Source organism: Streptomyces sp. NPDC001634 (assembly GCF_040298185.1).
GTDB lineage: Bacteria > Actinomycetota > Actinomycetes > Streptomycetales > Streptomycetaceae > Streptomyces.
The window spans coordinates 94,871-119,062 of record NZ_JBEOZU010000022.1; the positions used below are offsets into that span (position 1 = coordinate 94,871).

Genomic DNA, 24,192 nt, shown 5'->3' on the forward strand with positions numbered 1-24,192 from the left:
GGAGCCGCAGCATGAGCTACCAGCCCACCCCCGAGGACAGGTTCACCTTCGGCTTGTGGACCGTCGGCTGGCAGGGAAGGGACCCCTTCGGTGACGCCACCCGGCGTGCCCTGGACCCGGTGGAGACGGTGCAACGCCTCGCCGAGCTGGGCGCCTACGGAGTGACCTTCCACGACGACGACCTGATCCCCTTCGGGTCCTCGGACACCGAGCGCGAGGCGCACATCAAGCGCTTCCGGCAGGCCCTCGACACGACCGGGATGACCGTGCCGATGGCCACCACCAACCTGTTCACGCACCCCGTCTTCAAGGACGGTGCGTTCACCGCCAACGACCGTGACGTGCGTCGTTACGCCCTGCGCAAGACCATCCGGAACATCGATCTGGCGGTTGAGCTGGGCGCGAAGACGTACGTGGCCTGGGGCGGCCGGGAGGGCGCCGAGTCCGGTGCCGCCAAGGACGTCCGCGTCGCGCTCGACCGGATGAAGGAGGCATTCGACCTCCTCGGTGAGTACGTCACCTCCCAGGGCTACGACCTGCGCTTCGCCATCGAGCCCAAGCCGAACGAGCCGCGCGGCGACATCCTGCTGCCGACGGTCGGCCACGCCCTGGCCTTCATCGAGCGCCTGGAGCGACCGGAGCTGTACGGCGTCAACCCCGAGGTCGGCCACGAGCAGATGGCCGGGCTGAACTTCCCGCACGGCATCGCCCAGGCACTGTGGGCGGGCAAGCTCTTCCACATCGACCTCAACGGCCAGTCCGGCATCAAGTACGACCAGGACCTGCGCTTCGGTGCGGGTGACCTGCGTGCCGCGTTCTGGCTGGTGGACCTCCTGGAGAGCGCCGGTTACAGCGGGCCGCGCCACTTCGACTTCAAGCCGCCGCGGACCGAGGACCTCGACGGCGTGTGGGCTTCGGCGGCGGGCTGCATGCGCAACTACCTGATCCTGAAGGAGCGTTCGGCCGCTTTCCGCGCAGATCCCGAGGTCCAGGAGGCCTTGCGTGCCTCCCGGCTGGACCAGCTGGCCCAGCCGACCGCCGCGGACGGCCTCGAGGCGCTGCTCGCGGACCGCAGCGCCTTCGAGGAGTTCGACGTGGAGGCCGCCGGCGCGCCCGGGATGGCCTTCGAGCGTCTGGACCAGCTGGCCATGGACCACCTGCTGGGCGCCCGCGGCTGATCGCCGTGGGCCTCTGCCGAGTGGCCGGTCTTCGCGGAAATTGTTCCGGAATCATGCGATGCACGACATGAGTCTGTATCAACTGCCGCGTGGGGGTCGCGTCATGCCCGGTTCGAGGCGACTCTTGATGGTATGGCCATGCCACCCCAGCCGCCGGGAGACGCGCCCCCTCCGGACCATGGCGGGTTCGGTCCGCCGTCCGGGGGCTACGGACCGTCTCCCGGGGGCTACGGCCCTCCGCCGGAGGGCTACGGACCGTCCTCTGGGGCCTACGGCTCCGGGGGATACGGTCCCCCGCCGGGCGGCGGTCACTGGTCGTCGGGCGGCGGCGACGGTCTGCCGCCCGGACCGCCGCCGCAGCCGCCCGGCGCACCCGGCCAGCGCCGCAACATGCTGTTCCTTGTGCTGGCCGTGATCGTGGCACTGGGGATTGTCGCGGTGGTCCTGGTGGTGAACAGCGGCGGAGGCTCGTCGAAGAAGTCGCCCACCGATGGCAGTGTGAGTGCGAGCCGTTCGTCGACCCCGTCCCTGGGCATCCCGTCCGGGCTGCCCACCGCACTGCCCTCGAACCTGCCGACGAAGCTCCCGTCGGGATTCCCGAGCGAGCTTCCCAGCGGCTTGCCGAGCGACATCGAGTCGCTCTTCGAAGCGCCGGCGGCCTCCCCGTGAGAAAGGTCGCTCCAGGCGCCCCGTGACAGCGAACGCCACGCGCGCGTGCACTGCCGGTCACGGTGCACGCGCGCGTGGCGCACGACGACCACCGTCGTCTCGACGCCGCGGTCGAGCAGCCGACCCTGCGCGTCGAGTGCGCCCGAACCGTCCGGCTTCCGAAGCCGTTGTCACTGATGAGCGCGAGCGTGTCGTGATCCACGCGCGCCACGCCCTCGATCGTTCCAGGCACGCCCCCGACCTCGCCCCAGATCGACGACCAGCCGCTCCGGGCCGGGCAGCCGCAGCGGCTCGGCGTGGTCCACCGGCACCGCGTGCGCCACGGGCGGCATCTCCGCGGTCAGCTCACGGACGTGCTCCAGGTCCTCCCCACGCAGGGGGCCGACACGCCGGACATCGTGGTCGTCGTCCGTGAGGCCGGGCAACGGCAGTCCTCGCGCGGCGAATTGGGGAAGCAGCACGGCAGCCGCACCTCAGAAGACGGCCGCCCGGTGCGCCTGACCGACGGCACGCGCGCGTGAGGACCGGCAGCGCGGCGCGGAGACTCCTCAAATTTGACACTTCATTTCCAGGGTTGTGGGGGTACAGCACTCCGGTCCATGCCGTCGGCCGCGCGCGGTTCGGCCGACGCCACTCGCCGAGAGGGAGTTCTCAGGGGTAGCTGAGGGTCGCGGCTCAGGGTTGTATCAGGGTCATGGCCCGGAACCGCGCAGGGCACGCACCCGTTCTCAGAACAGAGAGCGGCAGTGGCCGCGAAGGAGGCGACACATGTCGAAGAACGCGAAGATCGCCGCGGGAGGAGTGCTGGTCGGACTCATCCTGTGGATCTGGCTGCCCTGGTGGGCGGTCCTCCTGATCGTGCTGGGAGTCCCGACGGCCGCATACCTCACCCTGGACCCCTCGCAGCGGCGCAGGCTGCGCCGGGTCGCGCGCAAGGAGCTCGGCCGCTGACGACAGGGCCCGGCGGCCCGCCGCGTCCCCCGTGAGTGCGCAGGAGTCGATCACATCACCGCCCGCGGGCCTGCCGACGGTACGGTCCGCGGGCGGCTGCGCGCCCCGCTCCACCCACGTGGTGAGCGCGTCGGAGGCCGCCTGGTAGCAGGGAGAATCGGCCGCAGCCGTTCGGGACGGCTGTGTCGTACAGCCCGTCGACGTGCGTGCCGCCCTCGATGGTGTAGTAGCGGTGCAGCAGACAGCGCCCGCTCTCCACCATGCGCGCGTAGACGTCGGAATCCGTCGCTTTGGGCAGCAGTGCGTCCCAATCGTGGTACAGGTGATCAGCGGCTTGCCTATCCGCCCCGTGAGGGCCACGCGGGCCGCCGCACGGTGCTCGGACCCAGGACGCGCCTCATAGCCGTACGCCGCGTCGGAGAGCGGCAGGGCGCCAGGGTCTGCTCCGCCGTCGACCCGGCCGACGCACCGGGGCAGGCGGCGTCGTGCGCGGGTCTGAACCCGGCGGGGTACCGACGTCAGCAGAGCGGCGGTGAACAGCACGAGGATTCAAGGCAGGTGCATGACAGGCCTCCGTTTGGGGCGGAGCGCAGGGCTGCCCCATGGCGTGACCGGGGAGGGGGAGGTCCGACGGCCATGGGTGTGGGCCACACGGGCTCAGAGGGGCATATGGGCGCTCACCATTCAACCCCCGTCCCACCTGCCCCGGACTTCATACCCTGTGCCCGTCCCGGCCGTCTCAGGCCGGGCGTACCGCCACCTTGTCGAGTGCCTCCAGAAGCGCGGGCAACTCCAGGCCGCGCCCCACCGGGATAACCTCGCCGGGCTCCTCGTCCAGGAGGACGAACGCGATGTCGTCGGTCCTGGCCACCATGGACCAGCCGGGTCCGTCGGCGCGCAGCGTGCGTGCGTCACCCGGTGCGAACCAGGAGCGGACACGACCCGGCGGCGGGGGAGCGTCCACGTATGCACGCACCTCCGCCAGGACGCGGCGGATGCTGCTGCGCCTTTTGCTGCCGGCGCCCTCGGCCTCGTCGGACTCCGGGGACTCCTCGGCCGCTTCACCGGCGTCTGCGGGTGCGAAGGCGGCGTCGTTGATCTGCTCGCGCCACATGGCCCACTGGCGTGCGATCTCGTCGGCACCCAGACGCCGTTGCGCGGGACCCCAGGTCTCGGTGTCCGGCGGGCAGAGCGGCTCGCGGTCGGTGAGTTCGGGCTCGGGGTCGTGCGGGGCGGGCACGCCGGGTGCAGCGACGGCCACAGCCAGCGGCCAGCCCGGCAGCGCGGCGACGACCGTCCGCTCGTCGGGCGACAGCTCGTACTCCATGCCGCAGTCCCACGACGCGATCGCCACCGCCACCAGCGACACGTCGTCGATGACGACCGTCCAGCGCGCACCGTCGCCGTCCTGGCCGAGAACCAGGCCGTACCCGTCGACCACGGGCGGCAGATCGAGCGCCGCGCAGGCTTCCGGATAGTCGTTGCCCAGCACGCTCGGGAACTGCGCGGGCGTCAACAGAATCGCCGTCAGCACGTACAGCGCGTCGTCCTCGGCGGCGACGGCGTCCTCGTCCGTCCCGGCCATGCCATCCTCCCCATGGTTCGTTCGTCGGCGCACCCTAATGCGAGCGCAAGCCGGTTGTCACGACTGCGAATCTCGCGAGGAGCTGGAGTTTTCCGGCTGGACAGGGGCGAAACGGCCGAGTGGGGCCCGCATCAGGCTGTGGGAAGGCCGAGAAGGGTGCGCGCGACCGTCCCCGGCGACTCGTCGCGCTCCCGCGCAAGGGCTATGACGGCTCGGCACGCCAGCTCGCTCACACCGAACGACAGGGCCTCCGGCGACACCCATGCCACGGCCTCGTCCATCCGGTCCTGGTCGTCCTCGGCACACGCCGACACATAGGCGGCGGCCGCCTCGAACAGGTTGTGCGCGCGCTTCTCCCCGCCCGCGGTCGTCTCCGCGCGCAGGGACTTGACGAATCTGCTGACCGACTTTCGGATCCCGCCGAACATGTGGGCCACCTTCCCCCTGTGCGGTTGCCTTCACCGACCGTTCATCTGCTGCTCTTCAACGTAGAGTTGGAGTTCCGGCGGCAGAAGGGGGACGAGACTGTGAAGCGCTTCGAACGGCTTGAACGGATTCGGCGTCTGGACCCTGAGAAGGACGCCCGGGAGATCTACCGGCTCAGTGCCGCCTACGAGTTCCCCTGGGACTACACCCGTGCCCTTGAGCTGGCCCTGTACCGCACCTACGCCGTCCCCTCCATCGGCCGGCTGCTCGCCGAGACGGCCGAGCTCACCGACCGCACACAGAAGCGTTACGACGACACCGCACTACTCCTCGACACCGTCGTCGAGCATGGCTTCGACAGCGACGAGGGCCGCACCGCGATCCGCCGCATCAACCAGATGCACCGTAGCTACGACATCAGCAACGAGGACATGCGGTACGTGCTCTGCACCTTCGTGGTGATGCCCAAGCGGTGGATCGACGCCTACGGATGGCGCAGGCTGTCGCAGCACGAGACCGTCGCCTCCGTCGTGCACTACAGCACCCTGGGCCGGCATCTGGGCATCGAGGACACCCCGAAGACGTACGAGGAGTTCGAGGCCTTTCTCGACGCCTACGAAGAGGCCCACTTCGGCTGGGACCCGGGGGCCCGCCGCGTGTCCGACGCGACCCTGAACCTGATGGCCTCCTGGTATCCGCGCCCGCTCGCACCCCTTCTGCGCCTTGCGACGCGCGCGCTCCTCGACGACTCGCTCCTCCAGGCGTTCAGGTACGAGCCGCCGAGTGCCGCCACGCGCGCGTTGGTGCGCCGCGCGGTCCGCGCCCGCGGCCGTCTGGTTCGCCTGATGCCCCCGCGCCACGCTCCGCACTACGCGCGGCAGAACTGGGAGATCAAGGGCTACCCGAACGGCTACCGCATCGCCGACCTGGGCACCCATCCGGTCCCCGGGGTGAAGGGCTGCCCCGTCCGGCAGGAACGCACCTCAGCATCCGCCCCCGCCGAGTGAGTCGAGTGTCGTCCGTAGCCAGGCCAGCTCGGCCCGACTCGTGGCCCGGGCGATCGTGAGGATGCCGCGCCGGAAGGGGTCGTCCACCTCCTCGGCGCGCAGGGGGCGGTCGTCCTCGAGGAAGAAGCTCGCCGGCTCCTCCAGGAAGGCGAGACGACGCCGCAGGACGGCCGCCTGCGCCTCCGGGTCCTCCAGGTGGCTGAGGAAGGCGAGCACTGTGAACCACCGGTTCTCGTCGGTGATGTCGCGCTGCGCCGGTTCCGCGAGCCTGCGGCGCAACTCCTGCCTGCCCTCGTCCGTGAGCGTCAGAACGTGACGCGGAGCAGCCACCGAGCCCGGCTGCGTGGTCCGCGCCAGCAGTCCCGCCTTCTCCAGTCGCTTGATCGCGGGATACAGCGTGCTCTCGGCGACTGGCCGGACGTGCCCCGTCAACGCGGTGATGCGCTTGCGCAGCTCATAGCCGTGCAGCGGGGCGTCGTACAGGAAACCGAGGATGGCGAGCTCCAGCATGCCCGTATTCTGCCGCAGCTTCGCTGTACATCGGAGCCGTAATACCTCGAATCCGATGTATTCTCCTGAAGGCGGCGGAGGCCACAGGAGTACGAAGGAGAAGTCAATGAAGGACGCCGAGTTCGACGGCCGCGGAAGCCTGATCCGCTGGATCGAGACAGCCGGCGCGGAACCCGCTCGTGTGTACGTGCACGGCCTGGGGGCGGCCTCTACGGTCTACCACGCGCACATAGCGGCCCGGCCCGAGCTGACCGGCCGTCGAACGCTCTTCGTCGACCTGCCGGGGCACGGCATCAGTGACCGACCGGCGGACTTCGGCTACACCCTGGAGGGCCACGCCGACGCGCTGGCCGCCGCACTGGACCGGGCGCAGGTCACCGGCGCCGAACTCGTCGCGCACAGCATGGGCGGTTCCGTGGCCATCGTGCTCGCCCATCGGCGACCCGACCTCGTCTCGAGGCTGGTGCTCATGGAGGCCAACCTCGATCCGAACCCGCCGATCGGCGCCGGCAGCAGTGGCATCGCCCGCTACACGGAGGATGAGTACGTCGAAAACGGCGGCCACGCGCGTGTGCTGGAGAAGGTCGGCCCCGCCTGGGCGGCGACCATGCGCCTCGCCGACCCGCGAGCCCTGCACCGCACGGCGTCGAACCTGGTGCGCGGTACGAACCCCACGATGCGCCGCATGCTGGAGGCGCTGACGGCGGACCGTGTCTACCTCCAGGGTGAGCTGAGCGGCGAACTGGACGGCAGGGAGGGACTGGAGGCCGCAGGCGTCCGCGTGGTCACCGTGCCGGGCGCGGGACACAACATCATGTTCGACAATCCCGATTTCCTGGTCGCCGAGGTGGTGGGGCGCGGCTGAGGCTCAGCCTTCACGGACGGCCAGGACGAGGAAACGGGCGTCCTCGTCGACGTACGACGTCATGCGCCAGCCGGAACCGGCCAGCAGGGGACCGAGGTTGGACTCAGCACGCAGATCGTCGGGGGTGATCTGCCGTCCCTGGCGGGCCGCGAGCGCCGCCCGGCCGATCGGATGGAAAAGGGCGAGCAGGCCGCCGGACCGCACGACGCGCGCCAACTCCCGCAGATTCTCCGTCGGGTGGGGGAGATGAGCGATCAGCCCCGCCGCGAACACCGCATCGAGGGACTCCGTGCGCAGAGGGAGTGCGGCCACGTCGGCGAGCAGCAACCGGCCGTCGCGGCCCCTTCCGGCCCGTACGGCGGCCTCCAGCATCGCCGGGGTCAGATCGGCCCCCAGAACCACTCCTGAGGGCCCCACGGCCGCACGCAGCGGCGTGAGGGCCCGGCCCGTGCCGCAGCCCGCGTCGAGCACGCGGTCACCCTCGCTCAGCCCGAGAGCGGAGACGGCTGCCGCGTATGCCGGGCCGTCGTCGGGGAACCGGGTGTCCCAGTCAGTTGCGCGTGCGCCGAAGAACTCCCGGACGCGTGTGTGGTCGTCGCTCATGCTCCGCATAATCCCTCACCTTCAGGAAGGACGCGGCGGCGCACACGTTCGAGCGTGACGCGATCATTCCAGGATCCGTCTGTGTCAGATTCCGGCACCTTTCGAAATGCGCCCCCGAAGCGCGCCCCTGACCGGACTAGCGTCCCGGGGCCATGGGACACCTGGACCACGCCGCATTCGGCTGGCTGACCCCCGTGCTGTCATACGCAATGGCGTGCATAGGCGCCGCCCTCGGGCTGCGCTGCACGGTCCGCGCGCTCGGCGCCACCGGCAGGTCGCGTCGCAACTGGCTCGTCACCGCGGCCTCGGCGATCGGCACCGGCATTTGGACCATGCACTTCGTGGCCATGCTCGGTTTCAGCGTCACCGGTACCGAGATCCGCTACGACGTGCCGATGACCATCCTCAGCCTGCTCGTCGCCATGATCGTGGTCGGCGTCGGCGTCTTCGCCGTCGGCTACAGCACAGACCGTGCCCGGGCGCTCTTCCTCGGTGGCCTCACCACCGGACTCGGCGTCGCGAGCATGCACTACCTGGGCATGGCGGCGCTTCGGCTGCACGGGGAGGTGCACTACGACCCGATGCTCGTAGGGCTCTCCATCCTGATCGCCGTGGTCGCGGCGACCGCGGCCCTGTGGGCGGGCCTCAACATCAAGTCGCCCGTCGCGGTCACCGTCGCCTCGCTCGTCATGGGCGCAGCGGTCAGCAGCATGCACTACACCGCGATGTTCGCGGTGAGCGTTCGTGTCACGCCGTCCGGCGCGGCCCTGCCCGGGGCCACGGCGATGCAGTTCATCTTCCCCCTCGCCGTCGGCCTCGGGTCCTATCTCTTCCTCACCTCGGCGTTCGTCGCGCTCTCGCCGACCGCCGGGGAACGCGAGGCCTCCGCGTCGGCCCAGCGACCCGTCGAGAGCGTCGCCCGCTGACCGCGGGCCCGGACGGCACGTCCCGACACATCCGAGCGAGGAGGCCATGCGAACACCCCGTAGGACCCCCAACGTCGGCACCGAGCCGCCGCCCCGGCCTCCGCTGCGTGGCCGCCGCGCACACGCCGGCCCGCCCGCCGACGAGCCCACCAGGACCGATGAGACCGGCGGCGCGGAACCATCCGGCACACCCCCGCGCGCGGGAAGCTGGCGCATACGCCCCCGCACCGTTCGGGCGAAGATCGTCTGCCTGCTGATGGTGCCCGTGATCTCTCTGCTCGCCCTGTGGGCTTACGCCACCGTCAGCACCGCCCAGGACGTCGCCCGGCTGCGCCAACTGCAGCAGGTGGACTCCACCGTCCGTGCCCCGGTCGCCGACGCGGTGGCCGCGCTCCAGGCCGAGCGCGCGGCCGCCGTGCGCTATGCGACCAGGCCCGCCGCCGACCAGCAGAGCGACCTGAAGACACTCGCGGAGAACACCGACCAGGCCGTGGCCAAACTGCGGCTCGGCAACCACAACACCGTCGCGGACGGAGCCGATCTGCCCTCCGGAGTGCCCGGTCGGCTCGAAGCCTTTGTCACAGGAGCCGAACATCTGCGGTCCCTGCGCGATGACGTGCTCGCCCGCCGGGTCGGCTGGGACGAGACGTACGGGCAGTACACCAGGACCATCGCCGGGGCCTTCGGGGTGGGCGGCGCGCTCACCGGCATCCAGGACGCCGACCTCGGCTCCGACGCGCGCGTCCTGCTCGAGTTCTCCCGCGCGGGGGAGTCGCTCTCCCAGGAGGACGCGGTCCTTGCCGGCGCCCGCCTTGCGGGCACCCTCGACGGCGAACGCCTGAGGCTGTTCTCCGGTGCCGTCGACGCGCGCCGCACCCTGACCGAGACCGCCGTCGATGACCTGAGCGGTGCCGAACGCGCCGCCTGGCGTCGGCTCGCGAAGGGCAGCGCGTACGCCGACGTCGGCACCATCGAGGACCGGGTGCTGGCCGGTCGACCCGGCGCCGCGGCCATCGGTGCCGCCCCCGAAGCCACCTGGAACCCGGCCCACGCGCGCGTGCAGGAGGGCATGCGGACCATCGAGGCCGACGCGGGCAGCGGTGTCGCGGACCGGGCCGATCCCTTCACCCGCGGCCTGCTCACCCCCGCCGGCGCCGCCGTCCTCATGGGACTCGTCGCCGTCGCCGCGTCGCTCGTCATCTCCGTACGCATCGGGCGCGGGCTCGTCGTCGAACTGGTCAGCCTGCGCAACAGCGCCCTGGAGATCGCCCGTCACAAACTCCCGCAGGCCATGAGCAAGTTGCGCGCCGGGGAGGAGATCGACGTCCGCGCCGAAGCACCGCCCGGGCCGCCCGCCGAGGACGAGACCGGCCAGGTCGCGGAGGCCCTGGGTACGGTGCACCGCGCCGCCCTGCGAGCCGCCGTCGAACGCGCGGAACTCGCCAGCGGCATCTCAGGGGTGTTCGTCAACCTCGCCCGGCGCAGCCAGGTCCTGGTGCACCGCCAGCTCAATCTGCTCGACAGCATGGAGCGCCGCTCCGAGGACCCGAGCGAACTGAGCGACCTCTTCCGGCTCGACCACCTGACCACGCGCATGCGCCGCCACGCCGAGAGCCTCATCATCCTCTCCGGAGCCGCACCCGGCCGCGCCTGGCGGATGCCCGTCTCACTGACCAACGTGGTGCGGGCCGCCGTCTCCGAGGTCGAGGACTACGCGCGCGTGGAGGTACGACAACTCCCCGAAGCCTCGGTGATCGGCGCCGCCGTCGCCGACGTCACGCATCTCCTCGCCGAGATTGTCGAGAACGCGGCCCAGTTCTCACCGCCGCACACGCGCGTGCGCATCACCGGTGAACCCGTCGGCAACGGTTACGCCGTCGAGGTCGAGGACCGGGGGCTCGGCATGGGCAAGGAGACTCTTGCCGAGGCCAATCGGCGCATCGAACAGTCCGAGGCCCTCGACCTGTTCGACAGCGACCGGCTCGGCCTCTTCGTGGTCAGCAGGCTTGCGTCCAGGCACAGCATCAAGGTGCATCTGCGGACCTCGCCCTACGGCGGCACGACCGCCGTCGTCCTCCTGCCGACCGCCCTCTTGCACAGCGACGCGGCGGAACGTTCCCCCCGTACGGCCGAAGCCGAACCGCACGAGGAACGCGAGTACGCGCGCGTGGGCGCCGGCACCGCACAGAAGGAGCCTGTCGAACAGGCCGCGCAACGGCCGGAGCTGCCGGCCTCCGGTCAGACCGCGGCCGAAGCCGACACGTCGGCCGAGAACCCGCCGCCCTCGGTCGCCACCCTGCGGCTGCACCGCACCGCGGACGGTTCCGAGGACTCCGAAGACCTCCCGCGACGCGTACGACAGGCGAACCTCGCACCGCAACTGCGCGGACAGCGCCCGGAGGAGTCCGCGACCAGTGCTCGGCGCTCCCGGCGTGACGAAGAGCGCACCCCCGAACTCGTACGTGACCGCATGGCGGCCTACCGCGACGGCTGGGCCCGCGGCGGTGGCCGCGCCCCCGGTCACGCCGCCGGCCCCGTCGGAGACAGCAGCGAAGGAGACCCCGCATGATCCAGGACCCGAGCATGAGGGCCGTCCAGCGGTCGGGTGAACTCGACTGGTTGCTGGACGACTTGGTGCTGCGCGTGAGCGAAGTACGGCACGCGGTGGTGCTCTCGAACGACGGACTCGCGGTCGGAGCCTCCACGGCCCTCAGCCGCGAGGATGCGGAACACCTCGCGGCCGTCGCCTCGGGCTTCCACAGCCTCGCCAAGGGCGCGGGCCGCCACTTCGGCGCCGGCGGAGTGCGACAGACCATGGTGGAGATGGACGACGGCTTCCTCTTCGTGGCCGCCGCCGGCGACGGCTCCTGCCTGGCCCTCCTCACCGCGGTCACGGCCGACATCGGTCTGGTGGCATACGAGATGGCGCGAATGGTGAAACGTGTCGGCGAGCACCTCTACACACCGCCCCGTGTGGCGGCACACCCGCCCGCCGCCGGATGAGGACCGAAGGCGGTCGCGGATGACCGAGGACAGGACAGACACCGGGTACCGGCCGGGCAGCCAGTGGTACGACCGCGAGGCAGGACCGCTGGTCCGTCCCTATGCGATGACGGGCGGCCGCACCAAACCCGGCCCCACCGGGGTGCGCTTCGACCTCATTGCCCTCGTCTCGCTCGACACAGGGGCACCCAACGTCGACGACGACACCTCGCTGGGCCCGGAACACCGCGCCATCCTCGACCTGTGCCGTACGGAGACACAGTCCGTCGCCGAACTCGCCGCGGGCGCAGACCTGCCCGTAGGTGTTGTCCGCGTGCTCCTCGGAGACCTCCTCGAACTGGGCTGCGTCACGGTCAGCCGCCCCGTACCGCCGGCGCAACTGCCCGACGAACGGATCCTGCGCGAGGTCATCGAGGGGCTCAGGGCGCTGTAGACGATGGACCGGAACCACCGTGGGCCGGAACCGAGCCGTTATGTGCACCCATTCGGGCACCGAATGGGCGAGGGCTGGTCACATCGGGCAAATAGCGGTCCAACTCCTCGAAGAGGAGACGCAGTTGTCATGATGCTGACTCCGCACGGATGTACTGACGTCGACCGTTGTCGGCACTCCCGAGAGAAGTGATCGATGGTCTCCGAGCACTCGGACGCCCCCGAGGGTGACATGACTGCCCTGGCGTTGAAGATACTGGTCGCCGGCGGATTCGGCGTGGGCAAGACCACTCTGGTGGGCGCAGTCAGCGAGATCAGGCCGCTGCGCACCGAAGAACTGCTGAGCGAAGCCGGCCAGACCGTGGACGACACCGACGGCGTGGACCAGAAGGTCACGACGACCGTCGCCATGGACTTCGGACGCATCACCATTCGGTCCGGACTCTCGCTCTACCTCTTCGGCACGCCGGGCCAGGACCGCTTCTGGTTTCTGTGGGACGAACTCTCCCAGGGCGCCCTCGGTGCCGTCGTCCTGGCGGACACCCGGCGGCTCGAGGACTGCTTTCCCGCGGTGGACTACTTCGAGCACCGGCGCATCCCGTTCGTGGTGGCCGTCAACTGCTTCGCGGGAGCCCGCACCTACGGCGCCCACGATGTGTCACGCGCCCTCGACCTCGACCGGGGCACTCCCGTGGTTCTCTGCGATGCCCGGGACCGCGACTCCGGGAAGGAGGTGCTGATCCGTCTCGTCGAGTACGCCGGGCGGATGCACACCGCCCGGCTGCTCGACTCCGTGGGATGAGGCGCTACTCGGCGACCGCCGAGTACGCCAGCACCTTCTCGACCCGTACGCGGACGAGGAGTTCCCCCGGAACGCCGTTGCGGGCGCCGAACTCCTCGGCCCGTTCCTCGCCCATGTACCGGGCGCCGAGCCGGGCCGCCCAGTACCGCACCTGGTCGAGGTCCTCCGACAGCTCCGCCCGTCCCTGCAGCACGACGAAGTCGTACGGGGGACGGTCGTCGTCCACGCACAGGGCGACCCGGCCGTCCCTGGCCAGATTCCGCCCCTTCACGCTCTCCTTTCCGGTGTTGAAGACCACGTCGTCGCCGTCCAGCAGGAACCAGATCGGCGTCACATGCGGACCTCCGTCAGCACGGACCGTGGAGAGCTTGCCGGTGCGGGTGCCGTGCGAGACGAAGGCTCGCCATTCCTCGTCGGTCATCTTCTGTGCCATGCCCCCATCCTGCTTGCCGGGACGGCGGCAGTGGTGAAGGCTGGCTGACCGGATCCTCCGGCCAGGGGGAGCGAGATCACGGGGAGAACGGATCATGGCGCAGAACACGGGGCTCGGCTGGCTCCTGGACGATCTGACCGAGCGCATGGAGCACATACGACATGCGCTGGTGCTGTCCAACGACGGACTGGTGACCGGTACGAGCACAGGGCTGCGGCGCGAGGACGCCGAGCATCTCGCGGCCGTCTCGTCGGGGCTGCACAGCCTGGCCAAGGGCTCGGGTCGCCACTTCGGTGCGGGCGATGTGCGCCAGACCATGATCGAGTTCGATGACGCGATCCTGTTCGTCACGGCGGCCGGACCCGGCAGCTGCCTGTGTGTGCTCAGCGCCGCCGAGGCCGACATCGGCCAGATCGCCTACGAGATGACGCTGCTCGTCAACCGGGTCGGGGAGCACCTGGCCGTGGCCGAGCGGGAGCGAGAGCACACGCCGACCGTGGACCTCTGAATGTCCTGACCTGGGTGAACGCTGGGGCGGGCAGAGTTATCCACAGGCTCGCTCCGTGATCCGGCGATCCGGCTACGGTTTTTTCCGAAGCAGGCGCATACGGCGCCCGCAACGGACTCCACGGGGGAGAACTGCCATGTCGGCACGCACGATCACATCCACCATCGCCGGAACCACGGGCGTCGTCGCCGCCTCCACGGCGCGGCGTTCGTCGCTGGCGTTGAGCCGCGCCGCACAGGAACTGGACCTCAAGAAAGGCGAGTTGGATCTCGCGGTACAGCTCGGGTGCGTGCGGACTATCCCCGACGAGGGCGGGGGAGGCCGCCGTGTCACTCGTGGGGAGATCGACCGAGTGCGCTCCGAGGACGGGTTCCCCGAAGACCTGCGGAAGCGGGTCAGGGTGGTGGGCACGAGGGACGGTGCGGCCCTGATGGGGGTGACACCCATGCGGTTCACGCGATTCGCACGATTGGGCCTGGTGGCTCCGGTGAAGTGGTACCTGAACCGCTACAGGGCCGTGGTCTGGCTGTATCTGGCCGAGGAGGTGAGGGAGTTCGCCGCCGCGGAGAAGAACGGGCCGCTGCTCACCGGCCGGACGCCGGAGGGGCTGCGCGACCAGTTGGACGCCGGGCTGGATCTGCGGCCCCGTAACTGGCGTGGGCGCAACCTCGGATTCCAGTTGCGGCAGACGGAGGACCCATGGGCGAAGGCCGCCGTGGTGGCCTCTGTGCTGGATCCGGTGCAGGTGGCGGAGATCGTCCGGGATCCCTACGAGCGCGCTCAACTGCATCGTCTGCGGCCCGCGCAGTCCGTGCACGGGGCGCCCGACTCGCCCGCGGTCCGGATCGCCGCGCGGATCATGACGGCACAAGATCCCGACGAGATCGGATGGCTGCGGGCCGACCTGTGGCAGGCCCTCATCGAGGCCCGCCAACACAGGCCCGCTCCACAGCCTCCACCGGGAGCCCCGGACGAACGGCCACCCGAGCTGGCGACCGCAGTTGGAACCACGACGCTCTGCGGGAACTCTGCCGCCTGCGGGAACACCACGATCCGTAGGGCTGGCACTGTTCGTAGGGCCACGTCCGGGCCTGTTGCCACGACGGCCCTTCAGGCCCCGGCCGTGCTGCAGGAGGCGACGCGATCGCGAGGCATGTTCGGGTGGCTGCGCCGCAGAAACCCATGACCGGCGCCCCGCCGGGGGCCCGGCCGGGCGCCGAACGCACACGCCGTCACCGCTCGAGTCTGCGGAACAGCCCCTCCTGGACGACCGAGACGAGCAGGCGCCCCTCGACGTCGTAGATGCGGCCCCGGGCCAGACCCCGGCCGCCCACCGCGATGGGGGACTCCTGGTCGTACAGGAACCACTCGTCCGCGCGGAACGGCCGGTGGAACCACATGGCGTGGTCGAGTGACGCCATGTCGAAACCGCGCGGCCCCCACAGCGGTTCGACCGGGATGCGGACGGCGTCCAGGAGCGTCATGTCGCTCGCGTACGTGAGCGCGCAGGTGTGCACGAGCGGGTCATCCCCGAGCGGACCGACGGCTCGCATCCAGACAGCACTGCGCGGCTCCGTGTCCTTGATCTCCTCGGTGCTCCAGCGCAGCCGGTCCACATAGCGGATGTCGAAAGGCTGCCGGCGGGCCATCCGCTCCAGCGTCTCCGGCAGTGCGCCGAGATGCTCCTTGACCTCCTGCGCCACCGTCGGCAGCGACTCCGGGTCCGGCACCTTGCGGGCCGGCGGCAACTGGTGCTCGAAGCTCCCCTCTTCAGGCTTGTGGAAGGAGGCGGTCAGATTGAAGATCGTGCGGCCCCGCTGCACGGCCGTGACCCGGCGGGTCGTGAAGGACATCCCGTCACGGACCCTTTCGACCTGGTACACGATGGGCACGCCCGGGATGCCCGGGCGCAGAAAGTACGCGTGCAGCGAGTGCACCGGCCGTTCGCCGTCCGTGGTGCGGCCCGCGGCGACCAGCGCCTGGCCGGCCACCTGGCCTCCGAAGACCCGTTGCAGGGACTCCTGGGGGCTGCGGCCACGGAAGATGTTGACCTCGATCTGCTCCAGGTCGAGCAGGTCGACGAGCCTCTCGGCTGGGTTCGTCATGGGTGGGTTTCTCCTGTGTTCACAGCTGGCCGACGTCGGTGACCCGGACGACGGCGCGACCCTCCGCATCGGAGGCCGCGAGGTCGATCTCGGCGCTGATGCCCCAGTCGTGATCGCCGTTCGGGTCGGCGAAGGTCTGCCGGACGCGCCACAGTCCGTTCTCCGGCTCCTCCTCGATCATCAGCAGCTTCGGGCCGCGGGCGTCGGGGCCGGTGCCGAGTTCGTCGTACTCGTCCCAGTACTTGTCCATGGCCGCGCCCCAGGCCTCGGCGTCCCAGCCGGCCTCGGCGTCCATCTCACCGAGTTCCTCGATCTGGTCGAGGGCTGCGAGCTCCACACGGCGGAACATGGCGTTGCGGACCAGGACCCGGAAGGCGCGCGCGTTCTTGGTGACGGGTTTGACCTCGTCGGCCTTCTCCTGGGCCTCCTCCGCCGTCATCTCCTCCGGGTTGGCCAGCTGCTCCCATTCGTCCAGCAGGCTGGAGTCGACCTGGCGCACCATCTCGCCGAGCCAGGCGATCAGGTCCTCCAGATCGTCCGACTTCAGGTCGTCCGGGACGGTGTGGTCGAGGGCCTTGTAGGCGCTGGCCAGGTAGCGCAGCACGATGCCCTCGGTGCGGGCGAGCTCGTAGAAGGAGACGAATTCAGTGAAGGACAGCGCCCGTTCGTACATGTCGCGGATGACCGACTTCGGCGACAGCGGATGGTCACCGACCCAGGGGTGGCTCCTGCGGTACGTGTTGTATGCGTGGAAGAGCAGTTCCTCCAGCGGCTTGGGGTAGGTCACATCCTGGAGCCGCTCCATGCGTTCCTCGTAGTCGACGCCGTCCGCCTTCATCGCGGCCACGGCCTCGCCGCGGGCCTTGTTCTGCTGGGCGACCAGGATCTGACGCGGGTCGTCCAAAGTGGACTCGATGACGGAGACCATGTCGATGGCGTAGGACGGAGACTCGGGGTCGAGCAGTTCGAACGCGGCCAGCGCGAAGGTCGACAGAGGCTGGTTGAGCGCGAAGTCCTGCTGGAGGTCGACGGTGAGACGCACAATGCGGCCGGTGGCGTCCGGCTCGTCGAGCTTCTCGACGATGCCGCCGTCCAGCAGCGAGCGGTAGATCGCGATGGCACGCCGGATGTGCCGCAGCTGCTGCTTGCGCGGCTCGTGGTTGTCCTCCAGCAGATGACGCATGGCCTCGAAGGCATTGCCCGGTCGGGCGATCACCGACAGCAGCATCGTGTGGGTGACGCGGAAGCGGGAGGTGAGCGGCTCGGGTTCGGAGGCGATCAGCTTCTCGAAGGTGTTCTCCGTCCAGCCGACGAAACCCTCCGGTGCCTTCTTGCGGACCACCTTGCGGCGCTTCTTCGGGTCGTCGCCGGCCTTGGTGAGTGCCTTCTCGTTCTCGATGACGTGTTCGGGCGCCTGCGCCACGACCAGGCCCGCGGTGTCGAATCCCGCGCGCCCGGCACGGCCCGCGATCTGGTGGAACTCACGGGCGCGCAGAGTGCGTACGCGGTTCCCGTCGTACTTGGTCAGCGCCGTGAACAGCACCGTGCGGATAGGGACGTTGACTCCGACGCCCAGTGTGTCCGTGCCGCAGATGACCTTCAGCAGACCCGCCTGGGCCAGCTTCTCCACCAGGCGGCGGTACTTGGGCAGCATGCCGGCGTGGTGGACCCCGATGCCGTGCCGCACGTAACGGGAGAGATTGCGGCCGAACTTGGTGGTGAAGCGGAAGTTTCCGATCAGCTCGGCGATCTCGTCCTTCTCCTTGCGCGAGCACATGTTGATGCTCATCAGCGCCTGGGCCCGCTCCACGGCCTGCGCCTGGGTGAAGTGGACGATGTAGACCGGGGCCTGCTGGGTCTCAAGGAGTTCGGTGAGCGTGTCGGTGAGCGGGGTGAGTTTGTACTCGTACGACAAGGGCACCGGACGGGTGGCGGAGCGCACCACCGCCGTCGGCCGCCCGGTGCGGCGGGTCAGGTCCTTCTCGAACATCGAGACGTCGCCGAGGGTCGCGGACATCAGGATGAACTGTGCCTGCGGCAGCTCCAGGATCGGGATCTGCCACGCCCAGCCGCGGTCACCCTCGGCGTAGAAGTGGAACTCGTCCATCACGACCTGGCCGACATCGGCCCGCCGGCCGTCGCGCAGCGCAATGGACGCGAGGACCTCGGCTGTGCAGCAGATCACAGGGGCGTCGGCGTTGACGGAGGCGTCGCCGGTGAGCATGCCGACGTTCTCGGTGCCGAAGAGCTTGCACAGCTCGAAGAACTTCTCCGAGACGAGCGCCTTGATCGGCGCGGTGTAGAAGGTGACCTCGTCCCGGGCGAGTGCGGCGAAGTGCGCACCCGCGGCGATCATGCTCTTGCCGGAGCCTGTGGGAGTCGAGACGATCACGTTCGCTCCCGAGACCACCTCGATCAGCGCCTCCTCCTGGTGCGGATAGAGGGTGAGGCCGCGCTCCCCGGCCCACGACTCGAAGGCTTCGTAGAGGGCGTCGGGGTCTGCGGTCGGCGGGAGCTGATCGATGAGGGTCACGCCCCCATCTTGCCTGTCCTCGCACCCGATGGGGGAATCGGATGCCAGGCGGAAGATCACAAACGCTACGCTGTGGCGCCGACGAAGCGTCAGCGTGCACGGACAACGGGGCAGCGCTGCAAGAAGAATGGGGCGAAAAGCGGCCATGATGGGACCAGCACACTCACTGTCGGGGGCCGCTGCCTGGCTCGGGGTCGGGGCGGCCGCCGCCGCGGCGGGTCATCCGATGCCCTGGCCGGTTCTCCTCGTAGGCGCGCTGATCTGCGCGGGTGCCGCGCTGGCCCCGGACCTGGACCACAAGGCAGCCACGATCTCACGGGCATTCGGACCCATCTCCCACTGGCTGTGCGAGATCGTCGACAAGCTGTCGTACGCCGTCTACAAGGCGACAAGGAAACAGGGCGACCCGCGTCGGTCGGGAGGCCACCGTACGCTGACGCACACCTGGCTGTGGGCGGCACTGATCGGCGCGGGTACTTCCGTGGCGGCCATCACTGGCGGCCGGTGGGCGGTGCTGGCCATCCTCTTCGTGCACATGGTGCTGGCCATCGAGGGGCTGCTGTGGCGGGCGGCGCGCGGTTCGAGCAGCGACGTCCTGGTCTGGCTTCTGGCTGCGACGAGCGCCTGGATCCTGGCCGGCATACTCGACAAGCCGGGCAACGGTTCGGACTGGCTGTTCACCGCACCGGGCCAGCAGTATCTGTGGCTCGGCCTGCCGATCGTCCTGGGCGCCCTGGTGCACGACATCGGGGACGCGCTGACGGTCTCGGGCTGCCCGATCCTTTGGCCGATACCGGTGGGCCGCAAGCGCTGGTTCCCGGTGGGCCCGCCGAAGGCGATGCGGTTCCGGGCGGGCAGCTGGGTCGAGCTGAAGGTGCTGATGCCGGCGTTCGTGCTGCTCGGCGGTGTGGGCTGCGCGGCGGCGCTCAACGTCATCTAGCCGACCAGGTGGGCCCGGGCCCGGCCTGTTCAGGCCGTGGCGTCTCCGCCCGCTCGCAGTCCCGCGCTGCCGTACCTCCGCTCGAACTGGGCGATGCGTCCCTCCGAGTCCACCGTCCGCGCCTTGCCGGTGTAGAAGGGGTGGCTCTCGGAGGAGATCTCGACGTCCACCACCGGGTACGTCTCGCCGTCGTCCCACTCGATGGTCTGGTCGCTGGCCGCGGTGGACCGGGTGAGGAAGGCATAGCCGGCGGCACGGTCGCGGAAGACGACGGGGTGGTAGTCGGGATGCTTGTCCTGCTGCATGGCGGCTCCTTGCGTGGCGTGGCGGCGGGTGGCATCAGCTGGACAGGGTGTCCTCGTCGACGACGTGCATGGCCGCTTCCTCGGCCGAGGCCGCCGCACCGTCGATGCCGACGTCGGTGGCGATCAGACCGTTCTCCTCGTCCTCGTGCGCCCCTTCGTCGGGGGCGACGAGACGGCCGGAGCGGGCGGCCCCCACCTCGTTGTCCAGGGGTTCGCCGTCGCTGTCCGCGCAGTCCCCGATGTCGTCGCCGTCAGGGACCGTGATGTCCGGAAGCTCCTCGGCCAGGCGCTGGTCCAGGGTTTCGCCGCGGTGCCCCTCGTCCGCGGTCACGCCCACGTGCTCCACCGCCCACGGCCGCTCCGGTGGTGACCAGCCCCGGTCGAGCGGGTCGCTGACCCCGTCGGAGAGCAAGGTGTCCTCGGCGTCGAGCAGCCCCGCGTCGTCCTGCACCTCGGATCCGTCGGGCTGGTAGACGTCGTCTCCCCATCCGTCGGTGCTGTCCACGGGTTACCTCCAGGTGGTGGGACGGGACCGGGTGCCGCCGCGCACGGCGGCGGACGTCAAGACTCGGCGCGGGCCGCTCCCTCCCCGACCGGATGGCTGCGGCACGTCCCCCGCGCCGTTGCCACATCCAGCCTTCCACCCCCCTTCGGCACCGCGCAACGGCAGCGGGGCCGCGGCCCGGGACGGGCGGCCGACTGCTGCCCCAGGACCGCTGCCGCGCGTGGGGGGCCGGGGGGTCATCCGTGCCAGGAACGCCACAGGGCTGCATACGCTCCGTCAGCGGCGACCAGCTCATCGTGGTTGCCCAGCTCGCTGATCCGTCCGTTCTCGACGACGGCGATGACATCGGCGTCGTGGGCGGTGTGCAGCCGGTGGGCGATGGCGACGACCGTGCGGCCGTCCAGGACACGGGCCAGGGAGCGTTCCAGATGGCGGGCCGCCCGCGGGTCGAGGAGAGAGGTCGCCTCGTCCAGGACCAGCGTGTGCGGATCGGCGAGCACCAGCCGGGCCAGCGCGATCTGCTGCGCCTGCGCCGGGGTGAGCGCGAATCCCCCGGAGCCCACCTCGGTGTCCAGCCCGTCGTCCAGCGCACGCGCCCAGCCGTCCGCGTCGACCGCGCCCAGTGCCACCCACAACTCCGCGTCGACGGTATCCATGGAGGTCCCCCTGCTCGAGGGAAGCCGAGAGTGGGGGAGGGCCAGCAGAAGGTTGTCCCGGAGGGAGCCCACGAAGACGTGGTGCTCCTGGTTGACCAGGGCGACGTGAGAGCGCACCTGCTCGGCGGGCATCCGGGACAGTTCCGCGCCGCCCAGAGTGATCCGGCCGTCGCGGGGTGCGTAGATTCCGGCCAGCAGCCGGCCCAGCGTGGACTTGCCCGCGCCGGAGGGCCCGACCAGGGCGAGCCGGGTGCCGGGCGCCACCTCCAGGGAGACCTTGCGCAGCACGTCGACGCCTGCCCGGTAGCCGAAGTGCACGTCGTCGGCCACGACGTCGCGCCCGTCGGGTGCCACCGAGGCGTCGCCCGTGTCCGGCTCGATGTCGCGGACCCCGACCAGCCGGGCCAGCGACACCTGGGCGACCTGCAGTTCGTCGTACCAGCGCAGGATCAGGCCCACCGGATCGACGAGCATCTGCGCGATGAGGGCGCCCGTCGTCAGCTGGCCGATGCCGATCCAGCCGTGCAGGACGAACACTCCGCCGATCATCAGGACCGAGGACAGGACCGTGACATGCGTGATGTTGACGACCGGGAAGAGCACCGACCGCAGCCACAGGGTGTACCGCTCCCATGCGGTCCACTCCCTGATCCGCCGGTCCGACAGGTCGATGCGCCGGTCGCCGAGGCGGTGGGCCTCGACGGTCCGCCCCGCGTCCACGGTCTCGGCGAGGACGGCGGCCACGGCGGCGTACCCGGCGGCCTCGGAGCGGTAGGCCGAGGGAGCTCGCTTGAAGTACCAGCGGCAGCCGATCACCAGCAGTGGCACCGCGACGAGCACCGCCGGAGCGAGCGGCGCGGCCGTGACGGTGAGGCCGCCGAGCAGCAGGAGCGCCCATACGACGCCGATCGCGAGCTGTGGGACGGCCTCGCGCATCGCGTTGGCGAGCCGGTCGATGTCGGTGGTGATCCGGGACAGCAGATCGCCGGTCCCGGCCCGCTCCAGAACGCCGGGCGGCAGTCCCACCGACCGTACGAGGAAGTCCTCCCGCAGATCGGCCAGCATCCGCTCGCCCAGTACGGCACCGTGCAGCCGCACCAGCCGCATGAACACGGCCTGGACGACGAGCGCGAGGACGAACAGCGCGGCGGTGCGCTCCAGGTTGAGCTCCCGCGCGCCGTCCGACACCCGCTCCACGAGCCCGCCCAGCAGATACGGGCCCGCCATCGAGGCGACGACGGAGACCGTGTTCACGGCGATGAGCAGCAGGAAGGCCCGGCGGTGCCGGTGGAACAGTTCGGCCACGTAGGCGCGTACGGTGGCGGGGGCGCCGACGGGCAGTGTGTTCGCCGTCGTCGGGGCCGCCGGGTCGTACGCCGGTGGCGCCACGCCGATCATGCGCTCTCCTCGATCTCTTCCAGTTCGGCCAGTACGTCGTCCGCCAGTACGTCCTCTGCCGGCACGTCGTTGCGTGCGGCGGCATCGTCGTCGGTCTCGCGGGTCACGACCGCGCGGTACCGGGGCTCTCCCTGCATGAGGTCGCGGTGCAGGCCGACCGCCGCTACTTCGCCCTCGTGCACCAGCACGACCCGGTCCGCGCGGTCCAGGAGCAGCGGCGACGAGGTGAAGACGACGGTCGTACGGCCCGCCCGCAGCTCCCGGATGCCTTCGGCGATCCGTGCCTCGGTGTGTGAGTCGACGGCGGAGGTCGGCTCGTCCAGGACCAGCACCTGCGGGTCCGTGATCAGCGACCGGGCCAGGGCGAGCCGCTGGCGCTGGCCGCCGGACAGAGACCGGCCGCGTTCGGTGATCCGTGCGTCCATGGGGTCCTGGGCGGCCGACGACCCCTGCGTGAGCGCGTCCAGAACGTCGCCGCACTGCGCGGCGGCAAGCGCCTGCTCGGAGCTGACCCCGCCCGAGGCGGGCACGTCGAGCAGTTCACGCAGCGAACCGGACAGCAGCACCGGGTCCTTGTCCTGGACGAGGACGGCGGTGCGGGCCGAGTCGAGGGGCAGTTCGTCCAGTGGCACCCCTCCAAGGAGCACCGAGGTGCTCTCCTCGGAGGGGTGCCCGCCCAGCCGTTCCGCCAGCACGCCCGCCGCGTCGGGGTCGCCGCAGACGACGGCGGTGAGCAGCTCGGCGGGCGCGAGCAGCCCGGTCCGGGGGTCGTACAGGTCGCCGGCCGGTACGCAGGCCTCGCGGGAGCCCTCGGAGTCCGTTGCGCGCTCCAGGGACAGCACCCGGGCCGCGCGCCGGGCGGACGGCCGCGAGAAGGAGTACGCCATCGCGATCTCCTGGAAGTGCTGCAGCGGATAGGTGAGCAGCATGACCGCGCTGTACACGGTGACCAGCTCGCCCACGGCGATCCGGCCCTCGCGGGCCAGCTGCACACCCCGCCAGACGACCGCGATCATCAGCAGTCCGGGCAGCAGCACCTGGATCGCCGAGATCAGCGACCACATCCGGGCGCTGCGTACGGCCGCTGTGCGGACCTCCTGCGAGGCCTTGCGGTAGCGGTCCAGGAACAGTTCCTCGCCACCGATGCCGCGCAGCACCCTCAGGCCCGCCACGGTGTCCGAGGCCAGCTCGGTGGCACGGCCCGCCTTCTCGCGCTGGGTGTCCGCGCGCCGGGTCGCCCGAGGCAGCAGCGGCAGCACCGCGAGTGCGAGGACCGGTACGCCCACGGCCACGATGATGCCGAGAGCCGGCTGGTACACGACGAGCGAGACGCAGACGGCCACGACGGTGAGTGCGGCCGCGCTGAAGCGCGAGACGGCCTCCACGAACCAGCCGATCTTCTCGACGTCGCCGGTGGAGACCGCGACGACCTCACCGGCCGCGACCCGGCGGGTCAGGGCGGAGCCGAGCTGGGCCGTTTTACGGGCCAGGAGCTGCTGGACCCGGGCGGCCGCGGTGATCCAGTTGGTGACCGCGGTGCGGTGCAGCATGGTGTCGCCCAGGGCGATACCCGCCCCGCACAGCAGGAGAAGTCCGCCCGTCAGGGCGAGCCGTGCGCCCGAGCGATCGACCACGGCCTGGATCGCGAGACCGACGCAGAACGGCAGCCCGCAGACGGACAGGAAGTGCAGCAACCCCCACACGAGGGACTTGGCCTGCCCGCCCAGCTGATTCCGGCCGAGCCACCACAGGAATCGGGGACCCGAACGTGCGTCCGGCACACCCGGGTCGGGATACGGAAGGTCTTGAATCTGCATGACGTCCCAGTGGCTCGTGTCAGGGATGGACCGGG

Annotated in this window: 25 protein-coding genes and 2 pseudogenes; 14 read left to right on the forward strand and 13 right to left on the reverse strand. The window is 70.4% G+C overall.

Annotated elements, in window-relative coordinates; all coding sequences use genetic code 11:
* The first annotated feature begins 11 nt into the window (after nt 1-11).
* A complete protein-coding gene (gene xylA, locus ABT186_RS17090) occupies nt 12-1,178 on the forward strand; it encodes a xylose isomerase (protein ID WP_351233998.1) in 1,167 nt (388 codons plus the stop codon).
* A 132-nt stretch (nt 1,179-1,310) separates the two neighbouring features.
* A complete protein-coding gene (locus ABT186_RS17095; RefSeq protein WP_351925628.1) occupies nt 1,311-1,847 on the forward strand; it encodes a hypothetical protein in 537 nt (178 codons plus the stop codon).
* A 77-nt stretch (nt 1,848-1,924) separates the two neighbouring features.
* On the opposite strand, the pseudogene ABT186_RS17100 reads toward ABT186_RS17095, so the two are convergent.
* A pseudogene (locus ABT186_RS17100) lies at nt 1,925-2,116 on the reverse strand (esterase-like activity of phytase family protein); the annotation flags it as partial.
* An 84-nt stretch (nt 2,117-2,200) separates the two neighbouring features.
* Here ABT186_RS17100 and ABT186_RS17105 point away from each other — a divergent pair.
* Both ABT186_RS17105 and ABT186_RS17110 read left to right on the forward strand, forming a co-directional pair.
* Nucleotides 2,201-2,368 (forward strand): hypothetical protein, encoded by a 168-nt coding sequence (locus tag ABT186_RS17105; protein WP_351925637.1) that lies wholly within the window; start codon nt 2,201-2,203, stop codon nt 2,366-2,368.
* Nucleotides 2,369-2,615: 247 nt separating this feature from the next.
* Nucleotides 2,616-2,798 (forward strand): tail-anchor membrane protein, encoded by a 183-nt coding sequence (locus tag ABT186_RS17110; protein WP_351229864.1) that lies wholly within the window; start codon nt 2,616-2,618, stop codon nt 2,796-2,798.
* Nucleotides 2,799-2,816: 18 nt separating this feature from the next.
* On the opposite strand, the pseudogene ABT186_RS17115 reads toward ABT186_RS17110, so the two are convergent.
* From ABT186_RS17115 to ABT186_RS17125, 3 genes and pseudogenes are all read right to left on the reverse strand, one after another.
* Nucleotides 2,817-3,310: pseudogene (locus tag ABT186_RS17115) on the reverse strand (tannase/feruloyl esterase family alpha/beta hydrolase); the annotation flags it as partial.
* A gap of 227 nt (nt 3,311-3,537) precedes the next feature.
* Nucleotides 3,538-4,383: a hypothetical protein gene (locus tag ABT186_RS17120; protein ID WP_351229866.1), complete on the reverse strand. Its 846-nt coding sequence runs from the start codon at nt 4,381-4,383 to the stop codon at nt 3,538-3,540.
* Between the two features lie 131 nt (nt 4,384-4,514).
* Nucleotides 4,515-4,811, reverse strand: a complete 297-nt coding sequence (locus tag ABT186_RS17125) for a hypothetical protein (protein ID WP_351229868.1) — start codon at nt 4,809-4,811, stop codon at nt 4,515-4,517.
* Nucleotides 4,812-4,910: 99 nt separating this feature from the next.
* On the opposite strand from ABT186_RS17125, the gene ABT186_RS17130 reads away from it, so the two are divergent.
* Nucleotides 4,911-5,816: an oxygenase MpaB family protein gene (locus tag ABT186_RS17130; RefSeq protein WP_351925630.1), complete on the forward strand. Its 906-nt coding sequence runs from the start codon at nt 4,911-4,913 to the stop codon at nt 5,814-5,816.
* Here the strand turns inward: ABT186_RS17130 and ABT186_RS17135 are convergent.
* A complete protein-coding gene (locus ABT186_RS17135) occupies nt 5,793-6,326 on the reverse strand; it encodes a PadR family transcriptional regulator (RefSeq protein WP_351229870.1) in 534 nt (177 codons plus the stop codon). The genes ABT186_RS17130 and ABT186_RS17135 overlap by 24 nt on opposite strands.
* A gap of 106 nt (nt 6,327-6,432) precedes the next feature.
* Between ABT186_RS17135 and ABT186_RS17140 the strand changes: the two genes are divergently transcribed.
* Nucleotides 6,433-7,191, forward strand: a complete 759-nt coding sequence (locus tag ABT186_RS17140) for an alpha/beta fold hydrolase (protein ID WP_351229872.1) — start codon at nt 6,433-6,435, stop codon at nt 7,189-7,191.
* Nucleotides 7,192-7,194: 3 nt separating this feature from the next.
* On the opposite strand, the gene ABT186_RS17145 is transcribed toward ABT186_RS17140, so the two are convergent.
* Nucleotides 7,195-7,794 (reverse strand): class I SAM-dependent methyltransferase, encoded by a 600-nt coding sequence (locus ABT186_RS17145; RefSeq protein WP_351229874.1) that lies wholly within the window; start codon nt 7,792-7,794, stop codon nt 7,195-7,197.
* 152 nt (nt 7,795-7,946) lie between these two features.
* Here ABT186_RS17145 and ABT186_RS17150 point away from each other — a divergent pair, with 152 nt between their 5' ends.
* The 5 genes from ABT186_RS17150 to ABT186_RS17170 all read left to right on the forward strand — a co-directional run bounded on the left by ABT186_RS17150 (nt 7,947) and on the right by ABT186_RS17170 (nt 12,957).
* Entirely contained in the window at nt 7,947-8,720 is a 774-nt protein-coding gene (locus tag ABT186_RS17150) for an MHYT domain-containing protein (RefSeq protein WP_351229876.1), read from the forward strand.
* Between the two features lie 46 nt (nt 8,721-8,766).
* A complete protein-coding gene (locus ABT186_RS17155) occupies nt 8,767-11,289 on the forward strand; it encodes a sensor histidine kinase (RefSeq protein WP_351229878.1) in 2,523 nt (840 codons plus the stop codon).
* A complete protein-coding gene (locus ABT186_RS17160; RefSeq protein WP_351229880.1) occupies nt 11,286-11,723 on the forward strand; it encodes a roadblock/LC7 domain-containing protein in 438 nt (145 codons plus the stop codon). The genes ABT186_RS17155 and ABT186_RS17160 overlap by 4 nt, the downstream gene beginning before the upstream one ends.
* Nucleotides 11,724-11,742: 19 nt before the next feature.
* Nucleotides 11,743-12,156, forward strand: a complete 414-nt coding sequence (locus ABT186_RS17165; RefSeq protein WP_351229882.1) for a DUF742 domain-containing protein — start codon at nt 11,743-11,745, stop codon at nt 12,154-12,156.
* 195 nt (nt 12,157-12,351) lie between these two features.
* Nucleotides 12,352-12,957, forward strand: coding sequence for a GTP-binding protein (locus ABT186_RS17170; RefSeq protein WP_351229884.1), 606 nt, complete (start codon nt 12,352-12,354; stop codon nt 12,955-12,957).
* 4 nt (nt 12,958-12,961) lie between these two features.
* Here the strand turns inward: ABT186_RS17170 and ABT186_RS17175 are convergent, their stop codons facing one another.
* Complete coding sequence (locus tag ABT186_RS17175; protein WP_351229886.1) at nt 12,962-13,390, reverse strand: PPOX class F420-dependent oxidoreductase; 429 nt, start codon at nt 13,388-13,390, stop codon at nt 12,962-12,964.
* A gap of 94 nt (nt 13,391-13,484) precedes the next feature.
* On the opposite strand from ABT186_RS17175, the gene ABT186_RS17180 reads away from it, so the two are divergent.
* Together ABT186_RS17180 and ABT186_RS17185 are read left to right on the forward strand one after the other, a co-directional pair.
* Nucleotides 13,485-13,898 (forward strand): roadblock/LC7 domain-containing protein, encoded by a 414-nt coding sequence (locus tag ABT186_RS17180; protein WP_351229888.1) that lies wholly within the window; start codon nt 13,485-13,487, stop codon nt 13,896-13,898.
* Nucleotides 13,899-14,034: 136 nt separating this feature from the next.
* Nucleotides 14,035-15,084, forward strand: coding sequence for a DUF6397 family protein (locus ABT186_RS17185; protein ID WP_351229890.1), 1,050 nt, complete (start codon nt 14,035-14,037; stop codon nt 15,082-15,084).
* 46 nt (nt 15,085-15,130) lie between these two features.
* Here ABT186_RS17185 and ABT186_RS17190 read toward each other — a convergent pair whose 3' ends face one another.
* Together ABT186_RS17190 and ABT186_RS17195 are read right to left on the reverse strand one after the other, a co-directional pair.
* A complete protein-coding gene (locus tag ABT186_RS17190; RefSeq protein WP_351229892.1) occupies nt 15,131-16,003 on the reverse strand; it encodes an acyl-CoA thioesterase in 873 nt (290 codons plus the stop codon).
* 19 nt (nt 16,004-16,022) lie between these two features.
* Nucleotides 16,023-18,536, reverse strand: coding sequence for a DEAD/DEAH box helicase (locus ABT186_RS17195; protein ID WP_351229894.1), 2,514 nt, complete (start codon nt 18,534-18,536; stop codon nt 16,023-16,025).
* 145 nt (nt 18,537-18,681) lie between these two features.
* Here ABT186_RS17195 and ABT186_RS17200 point away from each other — a divergent pair, with 145 nt between their 5' ends.
* Nucleotides 18,682-19,476, forward strand: coding sequence for a metal-dependent hydrolase (locus tag ABT186_RS17200; RefSeq protein WP_351229896.1), 795 nt, complete (start codon nt 18,682-18,684; stop codon nt 19,474-19,476).
* A 29-nt stretch (nt 19,477-19,505) separates the two neighbouring features.
* Here the strand turns inward: ABT186_RS17200 and ABT186_RS17205 are convergent, their stop codons facing one another.
* The 4 genes from ABT186_RS17205 to ABT186_RS17220 all read right to left on the reverse strand — a co-directional run bounded on the left by ABT186_RS17205 (nt 19,506) and on the right by ABT186_RS17220 (nt 24,157).
* A complete protein-coding gene (locus tag ABT186_RS17205; RefSeq protein ID WP_351925613.1) occupies nt 19,506-19,781 on the reverse strand; it encodes a type B 50S ribosomal protein L31 in 276 nt (91 codons plus the stop codon).
* A gap of 34 nt (nt 19,782-19,815) precedes the next feature.
* Nucleotides 19,816-20,286, reverse strand: a complete 471-nt coding sequence (locus tag ABT186_RS17210; protein WP_351229900.1) for a DUF5709 domain-containing protein — start codon at nt 20,284-20,286, stop codon at nt 19,816-19,818.
* 236 nt (nt 20,287-20,522) lie between these two features.
* Nucleotides 20,523-22,340: an ABC transporter ATP-binding protein gene (locus ABT186_RS17215; protein WP_351229902.1), complete on the reverse strand. Its 1,818-nt coding sequence runs from the start codon at nt 22,338-22,340 to the stop codon at nt 20,523-20,525.
* Nucleotides 22,337-24,157 (reverse strand): ABC transporter transmembrane domain-containing protein, encoded by a 1,821-nt coding sequence (locus ABT186_RS17220; RefSeq protein ID WP_351229904.1) that lies wholly within the window; start codon nt 24,155-24,157, stop codon nt 22,337-22,339. The genes ABT186_RS17215 and ABT186_RS17220 overlap by 4 nt, the downstream gene beginning before the upstream one ends.
* Nucleotides 24,158-24,192: the final 35 nt, after the last annotated feature.